The organism is Streptomyces sp. NPDC058459 (genome assembly GCF_042721685.1).
GTDB lineage: Bacteria > Actinomycetota > Actinomycetes > Streptomycetales > Streptomycetaceae > Streptomyces.
This window is the reverse complement of the sequence record NZ_JBHXLV010000174.1, coordinates 1-13,693: the sequence shown is the minus strand read 5'-3', so window position 1 is coordinate 13,693 and position 13,693 is coordinate 1. Positions and strand designations below refer to the sequence as shown.

The following is a 13,693-nucleotide window of genomic DNA, read 5'->3' as shown; positions in this document are numbered from 1 at the left end:
GGGGCACACATGGGATTTCTCGACGGGCTGCTGGGCGGCCGCACCGCCGACTTCGACTCGGGCAGCTCGGGGTCCAACGCGATCGAACTGACCAAGCGGCACCAGCAGGTGTCCCTCACCAAGCAGGGCGCGGCCACCGGAAACCTGCGGGTCAACCTGACCTGGCGCATGCGGACCTCCGACTTCGGCGGCCTCCAGCGCGACAGCCTGTTCCGGCATCCCTTCAAGGCGCTGCGACCACCGGAAGTGCAGGGACACGGCCAGAGCATGGTCAATGTCGACCTGGACCTCGGCTGCCTGTACGAGCTGGCCGACGGCACCAAGGGCGTCGTCCAGCCCCTCGGCGGCTACCTCGGCGATGTCAACGCCCCGCCGTACGTCAAGCTCAGCGGCGACGACCGCTTCGGCTCGGCGTCGGGCGAGACGATGTACGTGAACCTGGACCACCGGGACGCCATCAAACGCCTGCTGGTCTTCGTGTACATCTACGACCAGACCCCGGCCTTCGACCGTACCCACGCCGTGGTCACGCTCTACCCGAGCAACGGCCCGCGCATCGAGATCGGCCTCGACGAACGCCATCCGCAGGCCCGCTCGTGCGCCGTGGTGCTGATAGAGAACGTCAAGGGCGAACTGGTCGTGCGCCGCGAGGTGAAGTTCGTCTACGGCTTCCAGGGCGAGCTGGACCGGCTCTACGGCTGGGGACTGACCTGGGGGCGGGGGTACAAGTCGAAGGCGGACACGGCCTAGCGGCCGAGGAACTGCGGCCCCTGCGGCGGCAGCCGGAAGTCCGGGTCCAGCGGGGCCGAGGCGGGCGCCGGCTGGGGTGGAGGGTAGCCGTAGGCGGGCGGTGCCTGGGTCGAGGCGGGCTGGGGATAGCCGTAGGTGGCCCGGCTCGCGGAGGCGGGCTGCGGATAGCCGTACGCGGGCGGCTGGGCGGGGACGGGCTGCGGGTAGCCGTAGGCCGGCGGCTGGGCCGGGAGCGGCGGCAGCGGCACGGGCTGCTCCGGGGGCAGCGGCACCGACAGGGACTCCTGGCGGCGCGGCTCCTCGGCCACCGCCTCCGCCTCGTCCACCGAGATGCCGAAGTCCGTGGCCAGCCCCTCCAGACCGTTGGAGTAGCCCTCACCCAGCGCGCGGAACTTCCATGCGTCCCCGCGCCGGTACAGCTCGCCGCAGATCAGCGCCGTCTCGGCGCCGGTCTCCGGCCTCACCTCGAACCGGGCCAGCGCCTCGGCGCCGGCCGCGGAGGCGTCGTACAGCAGCACGCACAGCGCCGGAACGCGGTCGAAGGGGACGTCGTCGGCGGAGGCCACCAGCAGGATGCGGTGCACCCCGGGCTCGACTCCGGCCAGGTCCACCTGGATGGTGTCGGTCAGGCCCTCGGTGACCGGCTTCCTGCCGAGCCCCCACACCGTGCCGGAGGGGTGGCGGGGCTGGTTGTAGAAGACGAAGTCCTCGTCGGAGCGCACCCGGCCGCCGGGGCCCAGCAGCAGAGCGGAGGCGTCCACCTCCGGGACGTCCTGTCCCGGTGTCCAGCGCAGCACGGCCCGTACCGTGGTGGCGTCCAGCGGGACGTTGGACCCCTTCAGCATCGCGTGCGTCATGCGGTCATCCTGCCTTCTCGGTCCTGGCCACGACAATGCGGGGGGTGTTCTGTCCGACACGGGCGGGTAACCGGAAGTTCATACCGGCCGGGAACCCCGGACATCCGTCTCTACGTACTATTACCGGCCACCCTTTACGGAAATCCCAGACTCGGCACGCCTTGAGGGAGTCCCATGCGTCATTTCGGGCACATCGCCCCCGAAGTGCGGAAGCGTCTCTTCCACCAGGAGCCGTGCGCCTTCACCGCCGACTCCCCGGCCAGGCTTCTCTCCACGGCCCTCGGAGCCACCCTGTACAGCCCGGCCACCCGGCCCCGGCTCGCCGCCGACATCGTCAAGCAGACCGGGAACGGCGTCGTCTCGATGGTCCTGTGCCTGGAGGACTCCATCGCGGACCAGGACGTGCCGGCCGGTGAGGAGAACCTGGTCCGGCAGTTCGCCGAGCTGGACGCGCTGACCGCCCGGACCGGCGCCGAGCCGCCCCTGCTCTTCGTCCGGGTGCGCACACCCGGGCAGATCACCGACCTGGTCCGGCGCCTCGGCCCCAGCGTCCGGCTGCTGTCCGGATTCGTGCTGCCCAAATTCACCGAGGAACGCGGCGTCCCCTTCCTGGAAGCGCTCAGCGCGGCCGAGACCGCGAGCGGCCGGAGGCTCTTCGCCATGCCGGTGCTGGAATCGCCCGAGCTGCTGTACCGCGAGTCCCGCGTGGAGACCCTGGAGGGCATCGCCCGCGCGGTCGGCAAGTACCGCGACCGGGTCCTTGCCCTGCGCCTCGGAGTCACCGACTTCTGCTCCGCCTACGGGCTGCGCCGCGCCCCCGACATGACCGCCTACGACGTCCTGACCGTGGCCTCCGTCATCGCCGACGTGGTCAACCGGCTAGGCCGGGCCGACGGCAGCGGCTTCACGGTGACCGGGCCCGTGTGGGAGTACTTCCGGGTCCCCGAGCGGGTCTTCAAGCCCCAGCTGCGGGCGAGCCCCTTCCTGGAGGTGCGCGCCGTCGAACTGCGCGAGAAGCTGATCGAACACGCCATGGACGGCCTGCTGCGGGAGATCTCCCTGGACCAGGCCAACGGTCTGCTCGGCAAGACCTGCATCCATCCCTCCCACGTCCTGCCCGTACACGCGCTGTCCGTGGTCAGCCACGAGGAGTTCAGCGACGCGGCGGACATCCTCCGGCCGGCCAGCGACGGCGGCGGCGTCCTCAGGTCCGCGTACACGAACAAGATGAACGAAGTGAAGCCGCACCGTGCCTGGGCCGAGCGGACCCTGCTGCGCGCGGAGGTCTTCGGCGTGGCCAACGAGGACATCGGCTTCGTGGACCTGCTGGCCGCCGGTATGACCGGCTGAGCCGTACGCACCGCCGCACTTCGCCGCCTTTCTCCGTCCCCCGGCAAGTCCCCGCGATGTCCCCCCGATGCCCCCACGATGTCCCCTCTGAGTCCCCCCGAACCCGCAAGGAACGCATGAAGAACGCAGTGAACGACGGCGTCTGGTCCGGCACCTGGGTCGCACAGCGGCTCGGTGTCGAACTGGAGGGCGACGCGCACCTGACCGACCTGCTGGGGATGGCGCTGCGCCGCAACCCCAGGCGGGCCCATCTGCTGGTCTCCCAGGTGCTCGGCAAGCACGTCCCGCAGTCGCCCGCCGTGGTCCACGGCCACGGGCTCCGGCTCGGCCACCGGGTCCGCGCCCTGCTCGGGGACGCGGAAGCGGCTCGTGCCGTCGTCCTCGGGTACGCGGAGACCGCCACCGGCCTCGGCCACTCGGTCGCGGACGGCCTGGCCCTCGCCCCGTACCTGCACTCCACCCGCCGTCCGGTCGCCGGGGTCACCCCGGCCGGCGGCTTCGAGGAGTCCCACTCGCACGCCACCTCCCACCTGCTGCTCCCGGAGGACCCGGCGCTGCTGGCCGGGGACGGCCCGCTGGTGCTGGTGGACGACGAGTTCTCCACCGGCAACACCGTCCTCAACACCATCCGCGAGCTGCACGCCCGCCACCCACGGCGCCGCTATGTGGTGGTCGCCCTGGTCGACATGCGCTCCGCGGGGGACGCCGCCCGGCTGGACCGGTTCGCCGAGGAGATCGGCGCCCGCGTCGACCTGGTCGCGGCCGCCTCCGGGACCGTACGGCTGCCCGAAGGCGTGCTGGAGAAGGGGCAGGCGCTGGTCGCGGAGCACGAGCGGGCCGACGCCGCGCACGATTCCGCGCCCGACTCCGTGCCGGGCGGCGAGGTGAGCCGGGTCGAGCTGGGCTGGCCGGCCGGGCTGCCGGACGGCGGGCGGCACGGCTTCACCCCGGACCACCGCGCCCGGCTGGAGGCCGCGCTGCCCGGCATGGCCGCCCGGATCGCCGGCGCGCTGCCCGCCGGCTCCCGCCGGGTGCTGGTGCTCGGCTTCGAGGAGCTGATGTACGCCCCGCTGCGGCTCGCGGCCGAGCTGGAGCGGACCGTCCCGGCCGAGGTGCGCTACTCCACCACCACCCGCTCACCCGTCCTCGCTGTGGACGACCCCGGCTACGCGATACGCACCCGCCTCGCCTTCCCGGCCCACGACGACCCGGCGGACGGCCCCGGCGAGCGGTACGCGTACAACGTGGCGGGCGCGGGCTTCGACACCGTGGTCGCCGTCGTCGACTCCGCCGCCGACACCCCCGCCCTGCACGCCCCGGACGGCCTGCTCGCCCGCCTCGCGGCGCACGCCCCGCACCTCCTGCTCGCGGTCGTGCCCGCCCACGAGCCCCGCCCGACCCACCGTCCCGAAAGGCCGGCCATGCTGCCCGAGCCCCTCCGCGGCCCCGCCTTCTCCTCGTACGCCCCCGACGAGGTCGGCTGGCTGCTCCAGGACCTCTCCGCGGTCAGCCTGGAGGCGCCGACCGAGGAGCGCGAGGAGGCCGTGCAGCACGGCGGCGCGCACTACGCGGAGTCGCTGCCGGTGGAGTACCAGCCCAGCGAGCGCTACCAGGCGCTGTTCCACGCCGCCCTGGACACCTCCGCCGACCGGATCGCCCGCGCGGTCGGCGTCGTCACCGAGACCGTCCTCACCGAGCGTGGCGGCACCCCGGTCCTGGTCTCGCTCGCCCGCGCCGGAACACCGGTCGGCGTGCTCATGCGCCGCTGGGCGGAGCAGCGGTACGGGTTCGAACTCCCGCACTACGCCGTCTCGATCGTCCGGGGCCGGGGCATCGACGCCAACGCGCTGCGCTGGCTGGCCGCGCATCACGACCCGCGCGATGTCGTCTTCGTGGACGGCTGGACCGGCAAGGGTGCCATCACCCGCGAACTGGCCGCCGCCATCGAGGAGTTCGAGCGCGCCGAGGGCGTCACCGGCTTCGACCCGGAGATCGCCGTACTCGCCGACCCCGGCTCCTGCGTGCGCACCTACGGCACCCGCGAAGACTTCCTCATACCCTCCGCCTGCCTCAACTCCACGGTGTCCGGCCTGATATCGCGGACCGTGCTGCGCGCCGACCTGGTCGGCCCGGACGACTTCCACGGCGCGAAGTTCTACCGCGAACTCGCCGCCGCCGACGTCTCGGTGGCCTTCCTCGACGCCGTCTCCGCCCGCTTCCCGACGGTCCGGGACGAGGTGGACGCGGCCGTCAAGGAGCTGCTCGCCGAGGACCGCACCCCCACCTGGGAGGGCTGGCGGGCCGTGGAGCGGATCAGCGAGGAGTACGGCATCCACGACGTGAACCTGGTCAAGCCCGGTGTCGGCGAGACCACCCGGGTGCTGCTGCGCCGGGTGCCCTGGAAGATCCTCGCCAAGGCGGGCGCGGGCGCCGACCTCGACCATGTGCGGCTGCTCGCCGAGCAGCGCGGGGTGCCTGTGGAGGAGACCGACGACCTGCCGTACACCTGCGTCGGGCTGATCCACCCCAAGTACACCCGGGGTGCCACCGGCGCCGACGGCCGGGCGGTGAGCGTCTGATGACGGTACTGGTGGCCAGCGACCTCGACCGCACCCTGATCTACTCGGCGGGCGCCCTCGCGCTCACCATGCCCGACCGGCGGGCACCCCGGCTGCTCTGCGTGGAGGTGCACGAGGCCCGTCCGCTGTCCTTCATGACGGAGACGGCGGCCGCGCTGCTGACCGAGCTGGCCGACGCGGCGGTGTTCGTGCCGACGACCACCCGGACCCGCGCCCAGTACGAGCGGATCAACCTGCCGGGCCCGCCCTCCCGGTACGCGATCTGCGCCAACGGCGGTCACCTGCTGGTCGACGGGGTCACCGACCAGGACTGGCACGCCTCGGTACAGGCCCGGCTGACGGGTGAGTGCGCGCCGCTCGCGGAGATCACCGACCATCTGCGCCGGGCCACCGACCCGGTCTGGCTGCGCAAGCAGCGGGTGGCGGAGGACCTGTTCGCCTACCTCGTGGTCGAACGGGAGCTGCTGCCCGAGGAGTGGGTGGGCGAGCTGGCGGAATGGGCCGGGGAGCGGGGCTGGACGGTGTCGCTCCAGGGCCGCAAGATCTACGCCGTTCCGCGGCCGCTCACCAAGGGCGCGGCGGTGCGCGAGGTGGCCCGGCGGACCGGCGCGGAGCTGACGCTCGCGGCCGGTGACTCGCACCTGGACGCCGACCTGCTGCTGGCCGCCGACCGCGGCTGGCGCCCGGGGCACGGCGAGCTGGCCGACAGCGGGTGGAGCACGCCGGCGGTCGGCGCGGTGGCCGAGCGGGGGGTGCTGGCGGGGGAGCGGATCACCCGCGAGTTCCTGCGGGTGGCGCGGGGCGCGGTGGCACCGGCGCGACTGCCGGCGTAGCGGTACGGGTGGCACCGGCGCGACTGCCGGTGTAGCGGTACGGCCTGTGGCGGCGCGGCATGGGGCGGTGCCGCACTCGCGGGCGCGGCTCATGGCGGTGGCGCACTCGCGGGCGGGCTATATGGCGGTGCCCCGCCCGCGTCGGGGTCAGCCGCAGCAGCCGCCTCTGCAGCAGCCGCCGCCTCCGCCCGAGGGGGCCGGGGCGGCGGAGGAGCCGCCCACGGCCACCGCCGACAGCAGCTTGACCGTGTCGCCATGGCCCTCGGGGCAGGCGGCGGGCGCGGCGGACTCCGCCATCGGGCGGCTGAGTTCGAAGGTGTCGCCGCAGGTCCGGCAGCGGTACTCGTAGCGAGGCATGCGCACAGGTTAGCCGCCGGACCCGGCGAGCGGGGGTGTCACTCGGCCTTCGTGTCCGGCCCGGCGACGGCGCGCTTGTCCGGCGTGGTGAGGGCGGGCCGTTCACGCTGGGCCTCGGGGTGCCGGGAGCGCCAGTAGGGGTTGTCGTGCGGGAGGGACGAGCCGACCCGGCCGTACATGCCGAAGGTCATCAGCAGCAGGCCGACGACGAAGGTGAAGAACACGTTCTGGATCTTGAAGGCCAGGAAGTTGTTCTCGGTGTCCAGCAGACCCAGGTTCAGGAAGCCGCTCAGGATGAACAGCAGGCCGAAGGCCATGTTCAGGGTCGAGGCGAAGTTGCCGCCGATCACCATCCCCGCCAGCAGGATCACGCCGACGCAGATGGAGAGCACGCTCAGCGCGCCGTTGGTGTTCAGGCCCGCCACGGTGTCGCTGCCGACGTTGAAGGCCCCGATGTGGCCGACCACGCCGAGGATGCCGAAGACGAGCAGAAAGAGTCCGATCAGACCCGCGCCTATGCGGTAGACGATGTTCAGCTTGTGGTCGAGCGGCAGATGCTCGTTGAACACGGTGCGGCGCCGGGTGGACTGCTTGTCGCGCGAGTGCACTGCCTGTGCGGCCATGTCGCCTCCTCAGGGGCGCGTGCGGAGGCCGTTCCGTACCCCTCAATACTCGCCAGCGCCGCACGCACCGGCAACAGGGGCTGGGCCGTACGAGGTCACTGACCTGGGCCGCCGCGCTCGTCGCGGATCTGCGCGACCACCCGCGCCACCGTGCTCCGCACGGCCTCGGTCTCGGTGAGGAAGTGCCAGTAGTCGGGGTGCCGTCCGCTGTCCAGACCGGCGACCGCCCGGTCCAGCCGGGCCACCGCGTCGTCCAGCGGGCGGGCGTGCCGGGGGTCGGGCGCGGTACGGCCCGTCATGGCGAGCCGCTGGGCGTCACGGAGCGCGAACCGGGTCCGCTCGATCTCCTGGCGCGGGTCCTTCTGGACGGCGTTCAGCCTGGTCAGCCGGTCACCCGCGGCCGACACCGCCTCGTCGGTGGTGTTCAGCAGGGCCCGTACGGTCGACAGCAGCGAGGTGGCGTCCGGCCAGCGCTGGGCCTCCCGCGCGACCCGGGCCTCACTGAGCTTGTGCTCGGCCTGGCGGACGTTCTCGGCGGCCTGCTCGGGCACGTGCTGGAGATCCTGCCAGCAGGCGGCCGCGAACCGGCGCCGCAGCTCGCTCAGCACCGGCTCGACCTGGCCGCTGCGGGTGGTCAGGGCCTGGGCGCGGGTGTGCAGACTGACCAGGCGCCGGTCGATCTCGGCGGCGCGCTCGGGGAGCCGCTCGGCCTCGGCCCGGATCGCCCCGGCCTCCCGCTGCACCCGCTCGGCACGCTCCAGCGTGGCCGTCACCCCGTGCTGTCCGGCGCCCTGGTTCAGCCGGGTCAGCTCGGGGGAGAGGGCGGCGAGGCGGGCGGCGAGGTCGTCGGCGCGGAGGTCGCTCCCGCGTACGGCGTCCAGGGCGTTGCTCGCGCCGAGCAGGGCCTGCCGGGCGCGTTCCACGGCGGGGGCGAGCCGGGCCAGCCGGGTCTCGGCGGAACCGAGCAGGGGGCCGAGGGAGGCGCCGAACCGGTCCAGCTCCCCCTTGACCCGGACCAGCTCGTCCTTGGCGGCGCTCAGCTCGGCACGGGCGTGGTTCGCGGTGGCGGCGTCGAGATCGTCGTGGTCGAGATCCTGGGCGTCGACGGCCTGGATGTAGGTCTGGCTGGCCTCGTCTATACGCTGGCCGAGCGCCTCGAAGCCGGCGACGGCACGGCGGGCGTCGGGGGAGTCGTCGACCGCGGAGATGGTCTCGACGGAGATGCGCAGGTCCCGCTGGGCGGTGTCGAGTTCGTAGAACGCGGCCGCCGCGGCGTCCTTCGCCGCCTGCGCCTCGGCCCGCTGGCTGTCGGCCCGCCCGCCGAACCAGCGCCGGGTGCCACCGGCGGCGAACGCGGAGGCCGTCGCGAGGGCGGCGAGCACGGGGAGGCTCATCAGGGTCAGGGTGTCCCGCAGGGGGGACGGGGGGTGCGGCGGGTTGGTCCGCGCTGCTGACGTGCCCGGTGTCGCCGTCACATCCCTCTCCCGTGCTGCGGTTGGCCCTGGGTGCTGTCATTCTCCCACCCGTGGAAGACGAACACACGGCCCGGTCAGTTCACCCCGGCTCCCACCGCTTCCGCCGTTTGCGGCACACCGCCCGGGGCAGGGTAGGCTGTCGACTCGTCCGGGCCACGTGCCCGGACCACGGGTGCGTAGCTCAGGGGTAGAGCGCCTGCCTTACAAGCAGGATGTCGGCGGTTCGAAACCGTCCGCGCCCACGCTGTTTGACCAGCCGAAAGCCCCCTCGCCATGATAGGCAAGGGGGCTTTCCTGGATCATTTGTGGGATATTTGTGGGGCGGCCCTCAGGGTGCCCTCACGCGACGCTCCGCAGCGTTACCCGCCGCCACGCCGCCACCGAGCCGTAAGGGCGTCCAGCCGCTGCCGACGCATCTCCGGGGTCACATGTCCGAGGATGACACGGGCTGATCACGGCCCCCGTCACCCCCGCGCGGGATGGTGGGGGCCGATTCGTCATGTCTGTAGCATGGCGAGCACCTGGACAGTGTCGGCAAGGCCGTCCAGCACCACCTCGGCGCCCGCGTCCGCCAGCTCGGCGGCCGAAGTCTTGCCGCTCGCGACGGCAACCGTCCGCACGCCGGCATCACGCCCGCCCGCAACATCTGCGGGGGTGTCCCCGAGGAACACTGCCTGCGCCCCGGCGACACCCGCCCGCTGCAGAGCGAGGCTCAGCAGCTCGGGCCGCTCTTCCCCATCCTCACCGAAGGCACCGTCCTCCAGGCGCAGGTACGTATCGAGACCGAACACACTCAGCTTCACCTCGGCGGCCCGCCGGACGTTGCCCGTGACCACCGACTGCCGGATGTCCCGGTCCGCGAGGGCCGCGAGCACCGAGACAGCGCCGGGCAGGGCGTGTCCGCGCTCGCGCAGTTCCGCCGCCCGGCGGACGTGCACGCTACCGAGCGCGTCGGCGAATCGGGTGAACAGGTCCTCGTCATAGGCGAGACCGTGCAGCCGGGCCGTCTCACGCAGGATCACCCGCTCCGTCGACCCCGTCACCGACGCCTGCTCATGCAGCGACACCCCCGTCACCTGCTCGAACGCCTCCGCCCACAACTCTCCGCCCAGCCCCCGCGTCGCCATCAGCGTGTGGTCGATGTCCCACAGCACCAAGTCCGTCACCGGCGTCTCCTCAGAGGCCCCCCCGTCGATCCGGCGGGGGGCCTTTCGTCGATCATTCAGGCGATGTACGGGAGATCGACTCCGGACCGCCTCACCGCGGCCCGCGCGGAACCGGCTGGCGTCCCCGCACCTCCAGGGTGTCCAGCAGTTCCGCCGTGACCTGGGCGACGGCGTCCACGGCGCGGTCGAACGCCTCGCGGTTGTGCGCGGCGGGGGCCCGGAAGCCCGAGACCTTGCGTACGTACTGCAGCGCGGCGGCGCGGATGTCGTCCTCGGTGGCCTCACCGGGCAACACCGGCGGCCGCAACGTCTTGATACTCCGGCACATGTCTCAAGTCTCCACCACCAGGACCGCGCGTGAGCCATGATCGTCCCCAGGCGGCCACCGGATCTCGGGGCCGACCGATGGAGAGGACACCTCATGACGAGCAGGCCCACGGTGGCGATACTGGGCCCCGGCGGGGTCGGCGGACTTCTCGCCGCCCTGCTGTCCCGTTCCGGGCACCGGGTGATCTGCCTGGCGCGGGAGGTCACGGCGGACGCCCTGCGGAGCGACGGAATCCGGGTACGCAGCGGGCAGTTCGGGGACTTCGGTGCGGCCGTGGAGGCGGACACGGAGCTGCGCGAGCCGGTGGACGCCTGCCTGGTCGCCGTCAAGCACACGACGCTGGACGCGGCCCTGACCCGGGTACCGCCCGCCGTACTCGGTGACGCCCTGGTGGTACCACTGCTGAACGGAGTCGAACACCCGGCGGAGCTGCGTGCTCGCTACGAGCCCGAGCTGGTCGCCCCCGCGACGATCCGTGTGGAGTCCACCCGGGTCCCGGCCGGCGAGGGTGTGGTGATCGAACACGGCAGCCCCTTCACGGAGATCGACCTCGCGGGCGCGGCGACGGTACGGCCCCGCCTCGACGCCCTCGCCTCGGCACTCACCGCGGCGGGTGTGACGACGCGCGTGCTGGACGACGAGACGGCCGCCCTGTGGGCCAAGCTGAGCTTCCTGGCGCCGATCGCCCTGCTCACCACCCGGTACGGCGTCCCGGTCGGTGAGATCCGCACGCGCCACCGGGCGGAGCTGGAGGCCCTGGTGGCCGAGACGGCGGCGGTCAGCGGCGCCTGCGGCGGTCCGGCGGACGCGGCCCGGCCTCTCGCCCGGTACGACATGTTCCCGGCGGGCACCAGATCCTCGATGCAGCGTGACGCGGAGGCGGGCCGGGCCCTCGAACTCGATGCCATCGGCGGGGCGTTGCTGCGTGCGGCGGAGCGGCACGGGGTGCCGGTGCCGGTGACGGCGCGGTTGGTGGAGGAGCTGGGCGGCGACGCCGGCTGAGGCCACTCGTTCGAATGAACTGCCCGGCGAAGCTCGCCACTGAAAATCGAACAGGCGTACCATTGCGGTGTGCCTGCGTCCCATGAGTTCCCCAGTGACCTGCTCGCCGGGCAGGAGGAGCTGCATCAGATCAGGGCCGAGCTGTCGGCCCTGCTCAAGCGGCTGCCCTGGTCCGTCGTGCCGCTGGACGGCTTCGCCGACGACACCGGCTGGCGCAAGATCGAACGCCCCGCGTCCCCCGGCTGGAACGCCGACCAGCAGGCCGAGGTGGAGAAACTCCGCCGCCGCGAGCACGAACTGGCCGTCTTCATCACCGGGCACCGCTACTGGACCGAGGTGGCGGCCCCGGACCGGGTGCAGGCCCGCGCGGAGCTGAAGCACACCCCCGAGGAGAAGTAGCCCGAGCCGAGATGTGGCTCCGTCCGCTGTTCGAATACGCGCCGCTGTGATGCATCGGCAGGTCCGCGAATCGCTTCCGCCGGTCTGCTGCCGCACCTGACGCTCCCGGCGCCCGACAGCCTTTCGTCCCGGGCGGCGCCGGCTCAGGACCCCGCGGGCTGCCGTCGCATCAGGTACGCCGCCGCTGCTCCCGCCCCGCACAGCGCCGCGACCGAGACGGCCGCGGCCAGCCACGCCGTGCCCAGCCAGCGGGTGCCGTAGTAGCCGAGGGCGGCGCTGTAGGCAGCCCAGGAGAGGCCCGCAAGGGCGGACCAGGGGACGAAGTCGCGGGCGCGGCGGTGCGCGGCGCCCGCGCAGAGGGAGACGACCGAGCGGCCGGCCGGGGCGAAGCGGGCGAGGACGACCAGCGCGCCGCCGCCACGGGACAGTGCCTCGCCGAGACGGTCCCGCGCCTTGGTCAGCCGCCGGGAGCGGGCGATGGCGCGGTCCAGCCGCGCGCCGCCCCGCCAGGCCAGCCGGTACGCGACCAGGTCGCCCAGGACGGAGGCGGTCGTCGCCAGCAGGATCAGTACCAGGATGTCCGGCACGTCGTGCGGGACCTCACCCGCCGCCGCGCCGGTGCCTGCCGCGGCCGCGGTGGCCGCCGCGACGACCAGGACACCGCTGGGCAGGACCGGCAGGAAGACGTCGAGCAGGACCGAGACGGCCACCACGGCGTAGATCCATGGACCGGCCGCCAGTGATCCCACGCTGTCCAGCACGATGACTCCCCGTCGTTCCCCCGATTACAGCCATGCAGCGTACGCCTGGCCGGTGGCGGGAGGTTCATGGGGGGACCAAATGATCATCACAAGTCCACGTCGGTTGATGTGCCGCCGGCGACAACGTGGTCCGGCTCTACGCGGTGAGGCCGGCACGGCCACCTGAAGAAGGGCGGGACAAGTGCTGTCCCGCCCCTCCACGCACCCGGCCGTCAGGCCGCTATCGGCTCCCGCTCCCGCTCCTCCGCCGGCGTCACCCGCCGGGACGCGACCACCTGGTCCAGCCCGAACGCCCCCGACCCCGTGAAGATCAGCAGGAAGAAGGTCCAGCAGAACAGGGCGGACAGCTCGCCGCCGTTCTGGATGGGCCAGAACGCCGCCTGCTGGTGCACGTCGAAGTAGGCGTACGCCATCGAACCGGAGGCGATCAGGGCGGCGCCGCGGGTGCCGAGGCCCAGCAGGACCAGGCCGCCCGCGACGAGCTGGATCACCGCCGCGTACCAGCCGGGCCAGATGCCCGCCTCGATCGTGCCGCCGTCGGTGCCCATGGCACCGCCGAGGACGCCGAAGAGCGAGGCGGCACCGTGCACGGCGAACAGCAGGCCGACGACGATGCGGAAGAGCCCGAGGGCATAGGGCTGGGCGGCGTTGAGGCGTGTGGACATGTGGGGGAGGTCTCCTCTTCCGGGGCCGGATGTGGGGCGGCGGGTACCGAACGAGACCACAGGTTAGGGAAGCCTCACTCTTACTTGCAAGTTCAACATTCGGCCATGATCGCCGAATAACGACGGCCCGCTCAGGCTGAGGGGCCCGGAGCGAGCCGTACGGGTGGATCGCCGTCAGCAGCCCGCCAGGTAGTTCGTCAGCGCGCTCTTCTCCGCCGGGTCCACCGAGAGGTCGTAGTAGTACTTCACCTGCACCCAGGCACGGACGTACGTGCAGCGGTACGAGGTGAGGCCCGGTATCCAGGTGGCCGGGTCCTGGTCGCCCTTGGCCTGGTTGACGTTGTCGGTGACCGCGAGGAGCTGCGGCCGGGTGACGTCGTTGGCGAAGCCCTGCCGCTGCGCGGTCGTCCACCTGCTGGCGCCGGAGTCCCACGCCTCGGCCAGCGGGACCAGGTGGTATCCGTACCTTGCTTGTGGTGCCGCTGGCATCTGTTACGTGGCGTGCTGGACCGTGTCTTTCCTGTGAGCGGTGCGTTATCCGGTGCAGC

14 protein-coding genes, 1 tRNA gene and 1 pseudogene are annotated in these 13,693 nt (G+C 72.6%); 7 read left to right on the top strand and 9 right to left on the bottom strand.

The features are described 5' to 3' along the window. The first annotated feature begins 9 nt into the window (after positions 1-9). The gene (locus tag ACFWN1_RS25475) at positions 10-750 is read left to right on the top strand and encodes a Tellurium resistance (RefSeq protein WP_384366320.1); all 741 of its coding nucleotides are present in this window, start codon (positions 10-12) and stop codon (positions 748-750) included. Here ACFWN1_RS25475 and ACFWN1_RS25470 read toward each other — a convergent pair. Beyond that, on the bottom strand, positions 747-1,607 hold the full coding sequence (locus ACFWN1_RS25470; protein WP_384366317.1) for a TerD family protein: 861 nt from the start codon (positions 1,605-1,607) through the stop codon (positions 747-749). The genes ACFWN1_RS25475 and ACFWN1_RS25470 overlap by 4 nt on opposite strands. 174 nt (positions 1,608-1,781) lie before the next feature. On the opposite strand from ACFWN1_RS25470, the gene ACFWN1_RS25465 reads away from it, so the two are divergent. From ACFWN1_RS25465 to ACFWN1_RS25455, 3 genes are all read left to right on the top strand, one after another. Next, on the top strand, positions 1,782-2,957 hold the full coding sequence (locus ACFWN1_RS25465; RefSeq protein ID WP_384366314.1) for an HpcH/HpaI aldolase/citrate lyase family protein: 1,176 nt from the start codon (positions 1,782-1,784) through the stop codon (positions 2,955-2,957). 116 nt (positions 2,958-3,073) lie between these two features. Then, positions 3,074-5,536, top strand: a complete 2,463-nt coding sequence (locus ACFWN1_RS25460; protein ID WP_384366311.1) for a phosphoribosyltransferase — start codon at positions 3,074-3,076, stop codon at positions 5,534-5,536. Then, a complete protein-coding gene (locus ACFWN1_RS25455) occupies positions 5,536-6,369 on the top strand; it encodes an HAD family hydrolase (RefSeq protein ID WP_384366308.1) in 834 nt (277 codons plus the stop codon). The genes ACFWN1_RS25460 and ACFWN1_RS25455 overlap by 1 nt, the downstream gene beginning before the upstream one ends. A 147-nt stretch (positions 6,370-6,516) precedes the next feature. Here ACFWN1_RS25455 and ACFWN1_RS25450 read toward each other — a convergent pair whose 3' ends face one another. From ACFWN1_RS25450 to ACFWN1_RS25440, 3 genes are all read right to left on the bottom strand, one after another. Further along, positions 6,517-6,726: a zinc ribbon domain-containing protein gene (locus ACFWN1_RS25450; protein ID WP_384366305.1), complete on the bottom strand. Its 210-nt coding sequence runs from the start codon at positions 6,724-6,726 to the stop codon at positions 6,517-6,519. Positions 6,727-6,764: 38 nt separating this feature from the next. Further along, positions 6,765-7,349, bottom strand: coding sequence for a DUF4383 domain-containing protein (locus ACFWN1_RS25445; RefSeq protein WP_384366302.1), 585 nt, complete (start codon positions 7,347-7,349; stop codon positions 6,765-6,767). Between the two features lie 95 nt (positions 7,350-7,444). Continuing rightward, the gene (locus ACFWN1_RS25440; protein WP_384366299.1) at positions 7,445-8,824 is read right to left on the bottom strand and encodes a hypothetical protein; all 1,380 of its coding nucleotides are present in this window, start codon (positions 8,822-8,824) and stop codon (positions 7,445-7,447) included. A gap of 170 nt (positions 8,825-8,994) precedes the next feature. On the opposite strand from ACFWN1_RS25440, the gene ACFWN1_RS25435 reads away from it, so the two are divergent. Continuing rightward, a tRNA-Val gene (locus tag ACFWN1_RS25435) sits at positions 8,995-9,066 on the top strand. 255 nt (positions 9,067-9,321) lie between these two features. On the opposite strand, the gene ACFWN1_RS25430 is transcribed toward ACFWN1_RS25435, so the two are convergent. Together ACFWN1_RS25430 and ACFWN1_RS25425 are read right to left on the bottom strand one after the other, a co-directional pair. Then, a complete protein-coding gene (locus ACFWN1_RS25430; protein WP_384366296.1) occupies positions 9,322-9,990 on the bottom strand; it encodes an HAD family hydrolase in 669 nt (222 codons plus the stop codon). Between the two features lie 91 nt (positions 9,991-10,081). Continuing rightward, positions 10,082-10,318, bottom strand: a complete 237-nt coding sequence (locus ACFWN1_RS25425) for a DUF2277 domain-containing protein (protein WP_384366293.1) — start codon at positions 10,316-10,318, stop codon at positions 10,082-10,084. 93 nt (positions 10,319-10,411) lie between these two features. On the opposite strand from ACFWN1_RS25425, the gene ACFWN1_RS25420 reads away from it, so the two are divergent. Together ACFWN1_RS25420 and ACFWN1_RS25415 are read left to right on the top strand one after the other, a co-directional pair. Beyond that, the gene (locus ACFWN1_RS25420; RefSeq protein WP_384366290.1) at positions 10,412-11,320 is read left to right on the top strand and encodes a ketopantoate reductase family protein; all 909 of its coding nucleotides are present in this window, start codon (positions 10,412-10,414) and stop codon (positions 11,318-11,320) included. Between the two features lie 69 nt (positions 11,321-11,389). Beyond that, the gene (locus ACFWN1_RS25415) at positions 11,390-11,719 is read left to right on the top strand and encodes a hypothetical protein (protein WP_384366288.1); all 330 of its coding nucleotides are present in this window, start codon (positions 11,390-11,392) and stop codon (positions 11,717-11,719) included. Between the two features lie 143 nt (positions 11,720-11,862). Here the strand turns inward: ACFWN1_RS25415 and ACFWN1_RS25410 are convergent, their stop codons facing one another. The 3 genes and pseudogenes from ACFWN1_RS25410 to ACFWN1_RS25400 form a co-directional block, all read right to left on the bottom strand. Continuing rightward, the gene (locus tag ACFWN1_RS25410) at positions 11,863-12,480 is read right to left on the bottom strand and encodes a DedA family protein (RefSeq protein ID WP_384366285.1); all 618 of its coding nucleotides are present in this window, start codon (positions 12,478-12,480) and stop codon (positions 11,863-11,865) included. Positions 12,481-12,692: 212 nt separating this feature from the next. Beyond that, on the bottom strand, positions 12,693-13,145 hold the full coding sequence (locus ACFWN1_RS25405) for a DoxX family protein (RefSeq protein ID WP_384366282.1): 453 nt from the start codon (positions 13,143-13,145) through the stop codon (positions 12,693-12,695). 174 nt (positions 13,146-13,319) lie between these two features. After that, positions 13,320-13,601, bottom strand: a pseudogene (locus ACFWN1_RS25400) (DUF1524 domain-containing protein); the annotation flags it as partial. Positions 13,602-13,693 lie beyond the last annotated feature (92 nt).